6 protein-coding genes and 4 pseudogenes are annotated in these 15256 nt (G+C 72.2%); 2 read left to right on the forward strand and 8 right to left on the reverse strand.

The window, feature by feature from the left end:
• Nucleotides 1-876 (reverse strand): macro domain-containing protein, encoded by an 876-nt coding sequence (locus V5O46_RS27295; RefSeq protein WP_332887370.1) that lies wholly within the window; start codon nucleotides 874-876, stop codon nucleotides 1-3.
• Nucleotides 873-1607, reverse strand: a complete 735-nt coding sequence (locus V5O46_RS27300) for a toll/interleukin-1 receptor domain-containing protein (protein WP_332887371.1) — start codon at nucleotides 1605-1607, stop codon at nucleotides 873-875. The genes V5O46_RS27295 and V5O46_RS27300 overlap by 4 nt, the downstream gene beginning before the upstream one ends.
• 195 nt (nucleotides 1608-1802) lie before the next feature.
• Here V5O46_RS27300 and V5O46_RS27305 point away from each other — a divergent pair.
• Nucleotides 1803-2285 (forward strand): annotated as a pseudogene (locus V5O46_RS27305) (Rieske 2Fe-2S domain-containing protein); the annotation flags it as partial.
• Between the two features lie 109 nt (nucleotides 2286-2394).
• On the opposite strand, the pseudogene V5O46_RS27310 reads toward V5O46_RS27305, so the two are convergent.
• A pseudogene (locus V5O46_RS27310) lies at nucleotides 2395-2829 on the reverse strand (aldehyde dehydrogenase family protein); the annotation flags it as partial.
• On the opposite strand from V5O46_RS27310, the pseudogene V5O46_RS32020 reads away from it, so the two are divergent.
• Nucleotides 2805-2951 (forward strand): annotated as a pseudogene (locus tag V5O46_RS32020) (IS110 family transposase); the annotation flags it as partial. The pseudogenes V5O46_RS27310 and V5O46_RS32020 sit on opposite strands and share 25 nt — an antisense overlap.
• A gap of 62 nt (nucleotides 2952-3013) precedes the next feature.
• Here the strand turns inward: V5O46_RS32020 and V5O46_RS27315 are convergent.
• From V5O46_RS27315 to V5O46_RS27335, 5 genes and pseudogenes are all read right to left on the reverse strand, one after another.
• Nucleotides 3014-3552, reverse strand: a pseudogene (locus tag V5O46_RS27315) (GNAT family N-acetyltransferase).
• Nucleotides 3553-4114: 562 nt separating this feature from the next.
• Nucleotides 4115-5878 (reverse strand): hypothetical protein, encoded by a 1764-nt coding sequence (locus tag V5O46_RS27320; RefSeq protein WP_332887372.1) that lies wholly within the window; start codon nucleotides 5876-5878, stop codon nucleotides 4115-4117.
• 16 nt (nucleotides 5879-5894) lie between these two features.
• Nucleotides 5895-10370: a hypothetical protein gene (locus V5O46_RS27325; RefSeq protein ID WP_332887373.1), complete on the reverse strand. Its 4476-nt coding sequence runs from the start codon at nucleotides 10368-10370 to the stop codon at nucleotides 5895-5897.
• A gap of 1 nt (nucleotide 10371) precedes the next feature.
• Nucleotides 10372-13275 carry a hypothetical protein gene (locus V5O46_RS27330; protein WP_332887374.1) on the reverse strand — a complete coding sequence of 968 codons (2904 nt, stop codon included), beginning with the start codon at nucleotides 13273-13275 and terminating at the stop codon, nucleotides 10372-10374.
• Nucleotides 13275-15239 (reverse strand): DUF6603 domain-containing protein, encoded by a 1965-nt coding sequence (locus V5O46_RS27335; protein ID WP_332887375.1) that lies wholly within the window; start codon nucleotides 15237-15239, stop codon nucleotides 13275-13277. Before V5O46_RS27335 ends, V5O46_RS27330 begins: the two co-directional genes overlap by 1 nt.
• Nucleotides 15240-15256: the final 17 nt, after the last annotated feature.

Consider the following 15256-nt stretch of genomic DNA (forward strand, 5'->3'; position numbering starts at 1 on the left):
TCAGAGGGTCCGCAGGAACGAGGCCAACTCGAGCATGTCGACCTGTCCATAATCCTCCGGACGGACCACGATCGTCAGCTCTTTGCAGACGACAGACCGGCGTGACCTCGTGACGAAGGACAGCAGGATCATTTTGATGAGACTGGTGTGGTCCATACTGTCGATGCGGGCCATGCCCGATCCGATCACCGGCATGGCCACCGCCTCGCGGCGGGCGTGCAGATGGATCGCCTGCCACAGCCCTCCCAGACTGTTCCAGATCTGGTCGGGTCCGGAGTCGACCGTCAGGTCGTTGCGCATCGTGCCGTAGGCACTGAGGAAGTAGCGCCGTGCGGGCAGGCCGAGCACAGCGACGGTGCCGAGGGGGTAGCGGACGAGTTTCCCCGCCCGTTTCGCCGCCCGCTCCTCCACCCCGACCGGCTGCGCCCCGGCGAGCGCGGCGCCGAGTTCCTCGTCGAGCCGAGCGGTCTCGCTCGCGTACACGCGGTGCAGGAACTGGCCCTGCACGCTGCCGTGAATGATCAGCAGATCGTCCCGGGTGTCGGTGTCGAACACGTCGTTGCTGCCGATGACCAGATGGCCCGGCTGTGCGAAGAGGTCGCCGACCTCGATGTTCACCCGGAATCCCGGTCGCAGGAACTCGTGGCCGACCTGCTTGCGCGGCCAGGACCGCAGGATGCCGCCGGCCAGCGACAGGCCGACGACCGCGAGGAACGCCGTTCCGCGCGGCAGGGAGCTGTCCGGCCAGAAGGTCAGGTACAGCTGGACGGCCCCCGAGAGCAGACCGAACTGGACGGCGCAGGCGCGGCCGGTCGTGGTCAGGCCGAGACGGGTACCGAGGACCGTACGCAGCTGGTGCCTGAACGCCCCGATCACACCGTCTCCTCATTACCCGTACCGTCCGCCTGGGCGGGCATGGAGCGGGTCGGCTCATCGTAGACACCCGAGAACCTGGTCCTCTTGCGGGGCGGACCGCTCTGTTCGTCGCGCAGTGCCTCCACGGCCTGTTCCAGATCGGTGATCCTGCTGATCTGCTCCCGAACGAGCGAGGTGAGATCCTCCAGGATCTCCTGTGCGGACCGGCGCGGCGGTGCCTGATCGCGCATTCCCCCCGTGCAGTCGATCGCGGCGAGGGCGTCGCGCAGTTCCGGCCACACCTTGCGGAAGAGACTGTCGACGCGGCTGTTGTCCGGGGGCCGGTTGGCCGACTCGCGCAGGACCGTGTTGATGGTCCTGACCATGTTCAGCACGTCCTCCTCGTCGTGCGCCCGAGCGGACTGGAACTGGCGCAGCGGGCTGCTCGCCGCCTCCAGGTCGTCGTGGCTGCCCTCCAGCAGGAAGGGCACGAGCTGGCCCTTGCGCTCGTCGACCTCTTTGGACAGGGCGCCTGACTCGAAGGTGATCCACGGGGCGTCGATGTTCGCCCGGGTGACGCACGCGATCCCGAAGGAGCTCTCGTCGAGCTGTCTCTTGATCTCGTCCAGCCCGCGTGCGCCCTTCCTGATGCTCTCCGAGGACACGAACGGGTCGATCTCGTCGCTGAAGTAGCGAAGCCACGAGGCGAGCCGTTCGGCGCACCTCCGGGACGGCATTCCGGACCAGCTCAAGAAGATCTTCATAGGACGCCCCGATCTGCCCCGCCGCACGAATGGTCCGACACAAGCCAACTGCTCCCGAACCGGGGCACGTAGCCCTCCGTGTCCCGCAGTCTTCCCGCGATCCGGCCACCTCGACACCACGCGCCCGGGCCGGGAGCGGGAGCGTCCGGTCAACGGCGGATCCTGAGGGTGACGGGGAGACATATGACGGATACCGACGTCGACTCCGACGGGTCCGGGAACGGTCCGGTCCTGGGGTACCCCGATCCGGGCTCCGCAGTCGACGACCTGCGGCGCGTCGGCGTGCACCCGGACTTCTGGTATCCGGTCGCGCTGTCTCGCCGCCTGCGCAGGTGGCAGGTGCTCGCGACCGCGTTCGCGGGCGAGCGCATCGCCCTCTACCGTGGGGAGAGCGGCACCGCCCACGCGGTCGAGGACCGGTGCGCCCAACGGCAGATGCCGCTGAGCATGGGGGTGGTGGGGGGCGACACGCTCCGCTGCCGCTATCACGCGTGGGCCTATCGCGGCGACGGCCGTATCTCCCGGATCCCGTATCTGTCCAAGGGCGACGGCCGACCGCCGCGCGGTGTGCGCGGCTACCCCGTCCGCGAGGCGTACGGCCTCGTGTTCGCCTTCCCGGGCGACCCCGGGAAGGCGGCGGCCACCGCACTGCCCGAGCTGCCCGCCTCGGTGGTCCAGACGTCGGCGGCCAGCCGCCCGTAGCGGGCGTCGCTCGCCGACGCAGCGCCTCGCTCTCGTCGGTGAACGACTGAACGGTCACCACCGGCCCGAAGATCTCCTCCTGTACCAGCTCCTCATGCCGGCGCACACCGGCCACCACCGTGGGCTCGTGGTAGAAGCCCGGCCCGCCGGTCACCGCTCCGCCCAGCACGATCCTCCGTGTGCCGGAAGCCGGCCCAGCAGCCCCTTCGACCGTGGCGAGCTGCCCGGCGTTGCTCAGCGGACCGAAGGCGGTGCCTGCGTCGAGCTCCGCGGCCTGCCCGACGAACGCGTCGACGAACGCGTCGTGGACGTCCGCCTGCACCAGCAGCCGGCTCGGCGCCGTGCAGTCCTGCCCGGCGTTGTAGCAGGCGACCGTGGCCAGCTGCGCCGCGGCCTCCCCGACGTCGGCGTCGTCATGGACCAGGACCGGGGCGTTGCCACCCGGTTCGAGATGGACCCGTTTGAGGTCCGCGGCGGCCGCCGCGGCGATCTCGCGCCCCGCCCGCACACTGCCGGGCGGCGCGCCACCTGCTCAACCGCTTCCTCGGACAACGTCACCACTGCCTTGGGACCCGGCAGCCCCTCGACGGGCAGCGCGCCTTCCCGCCGAACGTCCGAGCGCCTGCATGACCGGCAGACCCGCCCGGCTTCACCCACGGCACTTCGGCAGATCCGAGCCGTCGAGCGTGGGCTCAATCGGAGGGCGGTATCGGGGGCCGTATGCCGAGCCGCTGCTCAGTGTCCCAGGCCCGGAACCGTTCCACTTCGGTGAACCCCAGCTTTGCCGCGAGGCGCATCGAGCCCGCGTTGGCGGTCTGGGTGGCAAGTATCACCGGCTCGCCGGGAAGGACGCCGGCGAACCAGTCGAGTACCGCCGCGCACGCCTCGGCGGCATAGCCGGACCCCCACGCCCGCGGCAGTAACAGGTAGCCGAGTTCGACCTTCCCCACGGCAGCCGGGCGACGGTGCCCTGTTGCTCTCCTGAGCAGGATCTGGCCGATCAACGCCCCGTCAGATCAACGACGAAGCTCCCGGGCCACCGCTCGGGCACCTCGGGCATTTCACGCTCAAGCTCGTCACGCGGGAGGGGTCCACCGAGGTACGTGTGCACCTCCGGCGAAGCCAGCAGCTCGATGAACGCCGCACGGTCCCGGGTCTGGGGCTCACGCAGCACGAGCCTGTCGGTCCTGATCGGTGCAGGCGGCCACGCAACTGGTCCGAGATCATTCATGCCGGCCAGCCAATCAGCGGCCTCCGCAGCGATCAAGACTCGCGGTCCCTCGTGACTTCCTGTCCCCCTGAGATGTCCTGACACGCGTGACCCGGGAGACGAAGTGGTACGGCGGTTCCCGGCAGTCGGCAGCCGGGTGCGCCTGGGGTGGGTGCCGACCTCGGCGTACGCGGGCCCGAACACCGCCGTGATGGCGGGCAAGGCCGTCACCACCGGACTGATCGGCTTCTTGCGAGAGGCCGTCCAAAGCAGCCACCAGCGTCTACGGGACGACCGGCGTTCGCGGGAGCGTTTGTGGCTCGCCAGTCCGCCGGACTCCGTACGACGCCCCGTCGACCGGCCCGACGGCATCCTGCTCACCCTCGACCACGTGCGCCAGGCCGCCCCGCCGCCGCTGCCGGAAGTGCTGGACGGGTGGGTGTCCCCTGAACTGTGCCGGGACGCGGACGGTGAGGATCCGCTCGCGAGCGAGGGACCGGGGAAGGAGTTGGTGCGGGCCGAGGATGGTCGCCAATGGCGGGAGGAGGCCGACGACCACAGCGTCCGCCGCGAAGATGGCCTCCTAGGTTTCCTCGAGGACGTCGAAACGCAGGCCGCTCGAGCCGCTTCCGGTTCCGCTGCGTTTGCGGCGCGTGGTCCAGCTGTGGGCGTCGCCGTCGCGCCAGCGGCTGAACTGACGGCTGCGTTCGACGCGTACACCGGAGCGCGGCACCTCCTCCTCGTGGAGCCAGTCGGTCTCGGTGAGCAGGCGGCCGAGGGGGCTGGGGGGAGCCCACGCGTCCCTGATCAGGCGGACCAGGCGGAGTCGGTACTGCTCCTGGTCGGGTTGCCCGTCGAGCAGCTCCGGCACGAGGGGATACCAGTGCGCCGGGACGGTCGTGGCCACCCGGTAGCGGACCGGGCGGTCCGGGCCGGCACCGTCCGCCCCGGCACCGTCCGCCCCGGCACCGTCCGCCCCGGCACCGTTCGGGCCGGACGCCGCAGGAGAGGCCGCCTGCGCGGAACGGGCCGCCGCGGCGATCCAGCGGGCGTAGCGGTCGATGGGCTCGCCGGCCCGGTCGGTGACCTTCTCCTCGACGGCCCACGCCAGGTTGATGCCCTCGTCGCGCAGGAACAGCACGGATTCCATGGGCGGGCTCTCCAGGCCGCCGGGCAGCGAAGCGGGCCGGTAGAACCACGGGGAGGGGGCCGGTCCCGCCTCGCCGTCCCCGCTGTGGCCCGCCGCGGCTCCCATGGACTCGCTCAGTCCGTACACGCCCCACTCGGGGTCCTCGGCGGCTGCGGGCGCCAGGACGGTGGCACCGCCGAAGACGTCGGTGACGGTGCAGTCGACGACCCTGGCCAGCGAGCCGACCTGAGCGGGCAGGGGTGCGCAGAACCAGTCGTTCTCGTAGACGGTGGCGTAGGCCACGAGCAGCAGCCGCCCCAGGTCGGCAGGCGAGGCATCGATCGAGCCGAAGTCGACGAGTGCGTCCTCCATCTCCCACAGGCGGGAGACGGGCATACCGCCGAAACGAGCCGGAGCGGGAATGGTCTTCCGCTCGTCGCGGAACAGTGCGGCCTCGGCCACCGGTGTCCGGGCGGGCGCCGCGTCGAAGGCCCACCAGTCGAGGTGTCCCCCGTTGTACTCGCCCACGTGCAGCGGCACGTCCGCCAGAGTGGAGGCGCGGACGGAGAAGGAGTACTCCATGCGATGCGGGTCCCAGGTGCGGGGCGGTGTGTGAGGCTGCGACGGTATGCGCGCGGTCCACCAGGCCAGCCATGCGGCGGCGGCCGTCGCGAGGGCTTCACGGGTGTCCTCGGCCGCGCCGAACCGTGCAGCAGCCTCCTGGTCGCGTGCGGCGAGGCGTTCCAGCCAGGGCGCCAGGGCGACCGGGTCGGGCAGCCTGTCGCGTACCGCCGCCGCGGAGGCGTCCGGTGCCAGGGCTCCGGACGGGCCGAAGGCGCAGGTACGGGCGAAGGCGGGCAGCAGGGCGAGGAGCCCCGCCGCGGCCAGGGCGCGCCGCCAGCGCAGGGCGCCGGCCAGCACCAGCCGGGGATCGGGCCCGTCCTGGCTCTCCTCCTCGACCAGTTCCTCCAGCACCATGGACGACGGGTCGTACGACTGCCACTCGGTGGCGTCGTTCCGGGAGCCACCGTGCCAGCCGTCGAGCAGGTGCCTCTCCTGGGTGACGGAGACGTCGACGGGCGAGGCCGCATCGTCGCCGCCGAACTCGCCGAACGCGTACTGCCGGGCGAGGAACCAGGCGGCGTCGTGCGTCACGGCGGCGAGCGCCTCCTCGACACCGGTGTCGCGTGGCACCGGTTCATAGCGGAACATTGCCATGACTACTCCACGGGCTTCAGTGGATGCCCCCGGTGGGGGGTTCGGCCCATTGCACGGGCAGCAGGCCGCGCAGCTCTGCCACATCGGTGAGGTCCATCCCGCGGACCCTGGCCAGGGCGAAGGTCTCCTCCACCACGGCGTGCAGGTCCTCCATGCACCAGCCGCGCGACGGATCGGGGGGTACGGCCAGCAGCCACGCCTGCGGGGCACGGGCGTCGGGCTGGTTGTAGTGGAAGGCGAGCGCCCCCATCTCCTCGTCCATGGGTTCCGGAGCGGTCTCCGTCCAGGAGTCCACCACCAGTCCCGTGACGCGGCCGGCGTCCGGAGGAGCGTCCGTCCGCAGTACGGCGCATTGCGTCGGCGCCGGTTCGCTGCGGGAGGGCGCGGGTACCGGCCCGCGCGCGATCCACGGCCGTCCACCGGGGCTTTGGGCGACGGTGAAGCCGCTCGGGGGGCCCGAGGCGAGGACCTCGGACGCGGCCAGTGCGTCGCCGAGGGTGCGCGCCCGGGGCCTGACCCGTTCCATGTCGGTCAGCCAGTCGGTCACCGCGTCGTCGTCCGCGCCGTCGGGCCGCGGGGCCGTCAGCGCGGTGCCCGCGTCGGTGCCGCTCAGGTCGAGCACCGGCAGGACGGGCAGCGACTCACCGAGCACGCCCGCCACCGCGGTGCGCACCGCGGTCACCCACTTGAGCGCGGCCGACGGTTCCGGCCGAGGTTCGGGCACGGCGGCGAGGGGCGCGGCGTTGAAGTGGTCGAGCACGAAGGAGGCTTGCGCGCGGACGGCTTCCACGCCCGTGGGGTCGCCGGGCGGCCCCAGGGTGCAGGCGGAGTGGACGCCGTGATCCGCGAGGGCGTCGAGGTACCGGGTCAGCGTCTCCGCTCCGTCCGGGAGCAGCTTCGCCTGCTCCCGCACCCAGGCCAGGTTCACCCTGACCGCGTCGAGCCAGGTCGTCACCCGGGTCCACAGCTCGCGCAGGTCGGCGCCGGCCCAGCTGTCGGCCTCGGCGGCGGCGAGGTCGGAGGTGAGCAGGGGCCGAGCGTCGCGGAGCACACGTGCCAGTGACCGGCACAGCTGCTGGAGTTCGGCGAAGCGGGCGGCGGAGGCGCGGGTGACGCGGGACGGCGCCGCCCCGGGGTCCGAACGGGCCGCGGCCTGCCGGAGCAGCCGACGGGCCAAGGCATTGTCCCGGGCCGGGGCGTCGTCGGGCTTGTCGTCGGCGGGGTCGTCGGCCGGCCCGGCGCCGAGCACCGCGTCGAGGGCGCAGATGCCCAGTTCGGGCAGGGCGACCGTGAGCGGTGCCGCGGGGTCGCCGAAGTCGAACGTCCAGGCCGAGGCGTCACCCAGGCGGATCTGGCACCAGCGTTCCAGGCTCGGTTCGAGGGCGGCGAGCGGACGGCCGGTGGCCCATCCGTTTGTCCCTCCGGCCGGGGTGAGCAGGCCGAGGCGGTGGGTGACGGCCACCGCCGAGCGCGGGGTGCGGATGACGTCGAACTCCTCGGGCAGCCTGTCTCCCCGGGCGATGCCGTCGGCCGCCGCTCCCGCTCTGACTGGATTGTCGCCCACCAGTTGGTGCACGCTCTCCGCGAGAAGCAGATCGCCGACCGCGTCGACCGTCGCCTCCAGCTCCTGGACGAATCCGTCGGCCTGGGCGAGCAGCGGCAGGTCCGCTTCCGTGACGTCCAGCCCCAGATCGGCCAGGAGTCGGCCGTGCGCGAGCCAGTCGTCGAGCAGGGCCTGACCGTCGACCACGGACTGTGCGGCCGTCGCCGTACGGGCCTCTTCGCTTCCGTCCGTGCCGGGGTCGACCAGGTCGGGAACGGGGTAGTTGACGCGCAGCGGACGGATGAGCACGTCCAACCGTGCTTCGTGCAGGGAGCGTTCGAGGCGGTAGCCGAGGAGTGCGCCCAGTGTCTGACCGGAGCGGATGCCGTCGACGGCCGACAGGGCCCGCCGTACCCGGCTGGAGGTGAGGTTGATGCCGAAGGCCTGACGGTTCGTGTGGGTGAGCCAGCCCGAGCGCAGCACGGCGAGTGTGGTGGCGTGGTGCATCGACGGAGCGATGAGGTAGCCGTCATGGGTCTCCTGGGGGTCTGAGGCGCCGCCGGGCCCCTCGATGTCCGTCTCGTGCGCCTCCTCCGTGCCCTCGCCGGTCACCTCGTCGGTCGTCCCACCGCCCGTGACCCCGGTCTCCTGTTCGTCCGCCTGCTGCTGTTCGCGGGGGGTGACGCCGGTGACCCAGCCGTATGCGCCGAGGTGGGTGCCCGCCGGACTGTCGGTGCGCAGCCTCGCCAGCCGGGCCGACGCGGCCGAGGTCGTCCACGCGTCCAGCCGGTGCGTCTGGGTGTCCAGGACTTCGCACAGCAGTCGTTCCACGTGGCGGAGGTCCCCGTGCGCCCGGTCCTCCACCTCCGACAGCTGGTCGAGGGCGAGGCAGATCCAGTCATAGGAGTCCGGGGCGACGCCGGCCGGGGCCGTCAGATGACCGTCGAGGAGGCGGACGCGGGGTTCCACCCGCCCACCGTGGTCCTCCAGTTGCCGGCGCAGGGCCTCCTGGTGCATACGCAGCACCATGGTCGCCACGTGGTAGAACAGCCCGAGCTTGCCCGTCGAGGCTCCGCTGATCATCGTCTGGAAGGCACGGAGGCGCTCTGCGCGTTCGGGGGTCATCTCGTGCTGGGCGGCGAGCAGCGGGGCGGTCTCCTGCCACCAGTCCCACATGCCGCGGACCGGGGAGTGGTCCACCAGCTCGCGCAGCTCCTGGGTGGTCTCCTGCTGTACGTCGAACTCGAGGGGCGGTGCCGGCGGCACCTCCTCCGGGTCGGGTCGCTCCGCCCAGGTGAAGCCGCTGAGATACGGGATCGTGCCGATGGGTGTCTCGGGCAGCGGCTCGTACGGCGGGGTCTTCGGCGTCTGGAGGTAGCAGCGCAGGCGCCGGGAGGCGGGGAGGCGGTGCAGGAGATCGTTGATGGTGGCGTCCGGGTCGCCGCCGGAGACGACGCTGGGGGCACGCCAGCCCTGGGACTCGGCGAAGGTGCGGAAGCCGAGCAGGTGATTCAGGATGCGCAGATCGACCTCCGTGCCGTGCCAGAGGTCGAGCGAGGTGGCGGGAAGGATGCCGTAGGGCTGGCGGCCCACGCGCACGCTGGGCAGCGAGCCCCGCCCGTGGACGTGGTCGACGTAGTGGGAGACCAGGAACAGCAGGTCAGGGTGGATCTTGGTCTCTTCTCCCTCCCTCAGGTCGAGCGAGCGCCAGTTGGTGGAGGCGGCGGCCAGTGCGCCGAGGGCGGTCCGCAGATGGAGCAGGAGGTCGTGGTCGTCCTCGGTCAGCCCGTCGGGGACGTCCGTCAGCACCGACCCGGCGGCGGGCCCCAGCGCGTGTGCGATCCGAGCCGCCGCCTGACGGCTGCCCGGCACGAAGGCGGCGCGCTGCGCAGCGAGTTGTTCGGGTGCCGCCTGCGGGCTCCGGGACTGCCATGCCGACCGCTTCTCGGCGGTGTTGTTGGTGGGCGTTCCGGTGGGCAGCACACTGAGGCCGTCGGTACAGCGGTGAGCTTCCAGGAGGGTTCCGACGAGCCCGGCCGTGTGCTGCGACGGGCCGCCGCGGACGCCGGTGACGGTGAGCAGGTCGAAGTGCTGCGGCAGGCCGGTCAGGGGCACGCGCACTCCCATGCCGACCTCGACGGCCTTTCCGAAGTCGGTGAGCCACAGGGGTGGCGCGGTGGCGGTGGGGCCGAGGCCCACGTCCAGGGTCCCGGGGACGGCTGCGCCCTCCTGCCGCCAGACGAGACCGATCTGGCCGTCTCCGGTGACCTGGTAGCCGGAGAAGACGAGCCGGTCCGGGAGGACGTAGGTGTGGGCCGCCCGGGTCCAGGCGCTCTCGCGCGTCGGTGGCTCATCGGTGAACGGCCCCGGATCGGGGGCCGCGGTGCCGTCGGGCGTCTCGGTGCTCGGGGGCTCACCCTGCAGGTGGTAGTGCTTCGTCGCCCAGGTGGCCCGCCCGGGGCCGATGACGGCCACCAGGTGCCGCCAGGCGGCAGAGCGCCGTTCCTGGTTCCCGCCGGCGGCCCAGACGGCCTTCCAGTAGGTCTCGGTGGCCGTGCGTTCCGCGGCGGTGAGCGCCGTCTCATGGGAGTCGACGTGTATCTCGTCGGGGTAGGTGCGGATCCAGAGTTCGGGTTCGCCGCCGTCGGAGGTGCGGAACACGGTCTCCAGTCGCAGCGGCAGCAGTAGCACCGGGTCCTTGGGACCGTCCGGCCACAGCGGCGGTGCCGCGCCGGCCAGTTCGCGGTAGACCTCGCGGGCCTGCTGGAGCCGGGTCTCGGCGTCGGCGACCTCCTGGCGCTGATCGAGCATCTCCTGCTGCACGCCCGCGTCGTTCGCCTCGCTTCCCAGGAGCCTCTTCTCGTATCCGGCGAGCCCGGCCCTGGACCAGTCCAGGGCGATGCGGGCGTCCGCGACGGCGCGGTGTGCCTGCGCGATGTCCGTGTTCACGTCAGGGGTCTCCGATCAGGCTGCGGGCGGATCGGACGATGCGGAACGGGCGCTGGAGGGCCATGTTGGCCACCTCGGCGGCGTTCCACCGTCCGCCGGACACCGGAGTGGGCGTGCCGGGCGAGGGAAGGACCCGGCCGTCGATCTCCGCGAAGCCGCGACCGCCGTCCACGTCGCCCCAGTCCAGGTCGCTCCAGGGGGGCCGCGGCTGCGCCTCGTGGGTCTCCTCGTCGGCCTGCTGGACCGTCGCTGTCTCCGCGGTGTCGAAGCCGAACCGCACCCGGTGCGCGTTCTCGGCCAGGACGAACCACCAGTCGTGCACGGTGGCCTCGGGCAGCTCGAAGGCGTATGCGGCCGTCTGCTCGTCGAGGTTGAGGATCATGACGGGGCGCTGCCAGCTCTCCTCGGCGAGACCGGGCTGGTGCCGGGCCTCCGGCGGCAGCGCTGCGACGGTCATGTCGGGGTAGCGGCGGACCAGCGGCCCCCGGATCAGCAGGACGTCGAGTCCGCCCGCGCCGGCCGCCAGGTGGGACCCCAAGGCGCCGTCCGGTGTCCAGGTGTGGAGGGGAGGGACGTCGGACACCCCGTCGGTCCGGGGCCAGAACTGGGTGAACGGAGTGCCTCTGAGGTCGGTGGGATACTCCCGCCAGCGCAGCTCCCGGTTGATCTCGTCGTTGGCGCCCACCATGAAGGCGGCGATGAACTCCGGGTTGGCCTTGAGCAGAACGGCGCGGTTGTCCGGGATCAGGGCTGAGCCGGGCAGGAACCAGTCCGGCAGGCGTTCCTTGAGCGCGAGGGCGAGCGGGGCGGGGAACGACGGGCACATCATGACGGGGTCGGTGGGGGCAGGGGTCTCGGCGGCGAGAAATCCGGGCTCCGGTGAGGCTTGGTGCGCCAGCCGTGCCGCCAGCAGCGGGCCGGGTTCGAGGGCCGTCGTCAGCCGCGCGCCCAGCGCGCTCTGGTCGACGGGCACCCCGAGTTCGAGAAGGTGACTGCCCGGGTCGTCCGACATCGAGTCCGAGGCCAGCACATGGTGCAGCACGGGCACGTTGAGAGCGGGGCCGGCGGACATCGCGCCGAAACGCTCGGCGAGATCGCCGACCAGGGGGGCGACGGTGGTGGCGGTGAACGCGCGCTCCAGGGACAGCAGGCGCAGCGCCGGCATGGTCCCGTCCGTACCTTCGGCCGCCGGTGTGTCCTCGGATGTCTCGCCGACCATTCGCCGGACCGGGTCCGCGACGGCCGAGGTCAGTGCCTGTGCCTGGTCCGGGAAGCCGTTCGCCTCGGCGGAGACGGCCATCGCGGACAGGACCCGGAGGACGGTCCCGGCTCGGTGGGAGTCGTCGGAACGCAGCGCGGATCCTACTCGGGCGGCCAGTTCATCGCTGTCCTCTCCGGCTAGCGGCGCTGTGGCCTGCGGGGCGGTGACGACTGGTGCGGGCATGGGCGGAATCAGCTCGCCGCGGAGCGCACGCGCCACGTAGGAGCCCGGCCGTACTCCGGTGCGGCGGGAGGTCGGCCCGCGGGAGCGCAGCACCGACCGGTGCAGGGCGGGGTCGGCCAGTGCGGTCGGGGCGGGGCTCACGGCGATCTCGGTCCGCAGCGGCAGACCGCTGTCGGTCATGACCCGGTCGTTGACGGGCCCGGCGAGCCTCAGCAGTTCGGCCGGGTCCAGGGTGCCGATGTCGCGGCGGTGCACGGAGGAGGCCACCTCGGTGCAGAACGCCGTACGTGCCCGGAGTCGGTTGGCCTCCCGGATGGGTCCCACCTGCTCCCAGGCGCGGGCCATGAGGAACTCCTGGTTCTCGCGGACCCACTCGGCTCCGAGCGCGGCCGGGATCCGGCGTTCCGGCCACAGGTTGAGGTCGGCCGGCCAGCCCGTGCCCCCGGCGTCGATCCCCCGCCGCACCAGATGGTGCCCGCCGTAGAACGGCAGGGTGACGTCGTCCTCGGCGCCGCGGCTGATCTGGTCGGCGACGCGGGTCATGAAGTCCTCGACCGCCGCCGCGTCGACGGTGTCGTCGGGCGGGTCGTGCAGGGAGAGCACCCCTTGGACCACGATCGTCTGCCGTGCGGGCGTGCCGTCCGAGGTGCGTAGAGGTTCACCGTTGCGCCATGGTTCGGTGATGTCGACGGACACGCCGCCCAGGGCCGCGATCTCGTCCTTCTTCAGCGGGACGACGGCGCTCGCGAGCTGCTCGAAGTCCCCTGCTTCGCCGGTGGTGAACTCCCAGTGGTGATACACGGGCAGCCGTACGACGCCGCCGCCGACCTGCCAGGCGTCGCCGAGCGCGTCGACCGGCTGGTCTCCGTCGGTCAGCCCCGCCACGCGTCCGCCCTCGAACGCCGGTACCAGGCAGGCCAGGTACGGGGTGGACTGCTCGAGTCTTCTCGGGCAGAGCAGCCGGGAGGTGAGTGGACCGGCGCGGCCCGCGGGCCGTTGGACGTGCGCCCACGCCCAGGAGGAGGCCGGATCCGGCAACCGGGCCGGGGCGACGTCGACGAACGGCAGGGGCCGGCCGGGCTGCGGCTGATGGTCGGCGCGCTCGAGGACGACGAGGGCCAGCCAGGGGCGCAGCCGTCCCTGGTCGGCGCGGGCCGGCGTGAACAGCCAGGGTAGTTCGGGCAGGTCGAACTCGATGCAGGCGAGGTAGTTCGGTTCGACGTCGGCACTGCCCGGGGTCGGCTCCATGCGCAGGATGTGGCGCGGGTCGATGCCGACGACGCCTTCCGGTCCGAGCATCTGCAGGCCCGTCCCGGGCGGATCCATGGTGACTGTCCGGCCGCCCGGCCCGACGAGGGTCAGTTCGGGGCTGAGCGTCGGCAGGAGGTGGGGCATCGTGGTCGAGACCGCGGCGCCGATGGAGCTCTGCATGTGGGGGGCGAACTGGAGATCCTCCGTCATCAGTCCCGCACCTCCCAACTCTCCACTGCCTTCAGGTCCCGGTGGCCGGCCAGCCGCAGCCGCAGCTCGGCGGCGGCCGGGGCGCCGCCCGTCGCCGACCCGGTGTCGACGCCCGTGCTCTCGGGGGCGACCTTGGTCATCGACCAGGTCGACATGACGGCCATGGCGGGCCGCTCGGTGACAGTCATCGACTGCTGCGCCGGCTGCCACCAGTGCGGGCTGCGCACGGAGGGAGCCAGAGCCACGAGTTCGGCATCCACCAGGTCGAGCACCCGGGGGGCCCGCCGCATGACCTTCAGGTGCACTCCGTCGATGACGCGGGTCTCCCATTCGAACGTCGCGGTGATGAACGCGCTGTCGTCCGGCGTACCGGTGTCCGTGACGAAGGCGACGCCCGAGCGGAAGTCCTCGAACGCGGGACTGCCCAGCTGCTGGTCCTCGGTCATGCCCAGGAAGAGACCGGGCGCGAAGGAGTCGAAGGTGGCGGCACGGCCGGCGTCGTCCTCGCCCAGCCTGGCGACGGCGACGTCCCAGCGCTGGGCGGGCTCGACCGGGGTACGGCCGAAGCGCTGCACGTCCACGCCGAACGGCAGGACGCGCTGCCGGGCCACGAGCCTGCCGTGCGGGTGGACGCGTCCGCCGGCGGCCAGCAGCCGGTTCGCGGCAGGTGACAGCCGGACCGGGGTGCGGTCGTCCCCGGGCGGCAGCACGGTCCAGGCGCTCTGCTGCCGGAACGCCGTGCGCAGCTCTTCCTCCAGGTCGGGGGGCGCGGTCGGCAGCGGCGGCGGGCGGCTTCCCCACGTCTCGTCGAAGTCGAACGATGCCTCGAAGAGGAAGAGGTCGATGCTGCCGCGGCCCACCGCGTGCCAGGGAGCGGGGCCCTCGAGGGTCAGGGAGAACGCGATGCCCAGCAGGGTCTCGCCGAGGACCCGCACGGCGAGGGAGCCCCGCATGGCCGCCGTGAATCTCAGGGCGGGCTCGAAGTACACGAGCACATCGAGGCCGAACTGGCCGCGCAGGCCACAGCCCGCGATCTCGGCGACCAGGGAGAGCTGCGCGCCGAACTGCACGGTATTGCTCGTGATCGCGAAGTAGGCCTCGCAGCGCAGCTGGATCCACGGCACCGGCGCGAGGTTCATGCTCAGTCGGCGCAGCGGCGGCACGCCCCGGGGGATGGTGAACGCTGGGTGGAAACCTCCGGCGCTGAGCACGAAGGTCGCGTCGGGGCCGCCTCGGCTCAGCACCAGGACGTCTCCGTTGAGCGGGATGCCCGCCATGTGCGACCCGTTGAGGCTCGCCATGAGGAAGGCGCTCGGTTCCGCACTGTCGTACTGGCCGGCGAACGTGGCGTTGAGCTCGATCAGCGGTACGGCCGGGTCCGGTACGGCCACTCTGAGCACCCCGAGCACGGAGAGCCGTACAGGGTCGGGCAGTTCGGCGACCACGGCAGCCGACAGGGAGATCATCCGCCCGCCCCACGAGATCTTGAACATCGGCCCGACCACGAGCCGGCCCGGTGTGGCGGGGAAGAGCGCCGGCAGCCGGGGCAGGACCCGCAGCGCCGCCCGGGCGGGGTCCGGAGGGAACAGCAGGTCGTCGGCGGTGCCGTCGGCGATGGAACCGATCAGGGCCTCACGGTCGACCCGCCGGTTGACGCCGACGATCCCGCCGACGCCGCTGAGGGCGAAGCCGAAGCCGACCTGGAGGCCCGGTTCGGGGAAGGAGGCACCGAGCAGCACGAGGAACGAGGGGCTGCCGTCCCCCTTGAGCCTGGCCTCCCCGAACGCGGTCGCCGTGACGACGGGCAGGGAGGCGCTGAGGACTCCGGACAGCTGACTGAAGTCGGGGCTCCGCATGAGCCGCCCGCGCAGCCGCACCGGTGGCAGCGGCGCGTCGATGTCCACGGTTTCGGGAACCTGACCGGCGGCGAACCGCTCCAGTTCGAGTCCTGGGATGGCGCCCATGTGACTTCTCGCCGCCC

This window comes from Streptomyces poriticola, assembly GCF_036689765.1.
GTDB classification, from domain to species: Bacteria; Actinomycetota; Actinomycetes; order Streptomycetales; family Streptomycetaceae; genus Streptomyces; species Streptomyces poriticola.

Coding starts and splice junctions, on each gene's coding strand:
- V5O46_RS27320 (WP_332887372.1), bottom strand. CDS start 5,878: ATGGCAATGTTCCGCTATGAACCGGTGCCACGCGACACCGGTGTCGAG.
- V5O46_RS27330 (WP_332887374.1), bottom strand. CDS start 13,275: ATGACGGAGGATCTCCAGTTCGCCCCCCACATGCAGAGCTCCATCGGC.
- V5O46_RS27335 (WP_332887375.1), bottom strand. CDS start 15,239: ATGGGCGCCATCCCAGGACTCGAACTGGAGCGGTTCGCCGCCGGTCAG.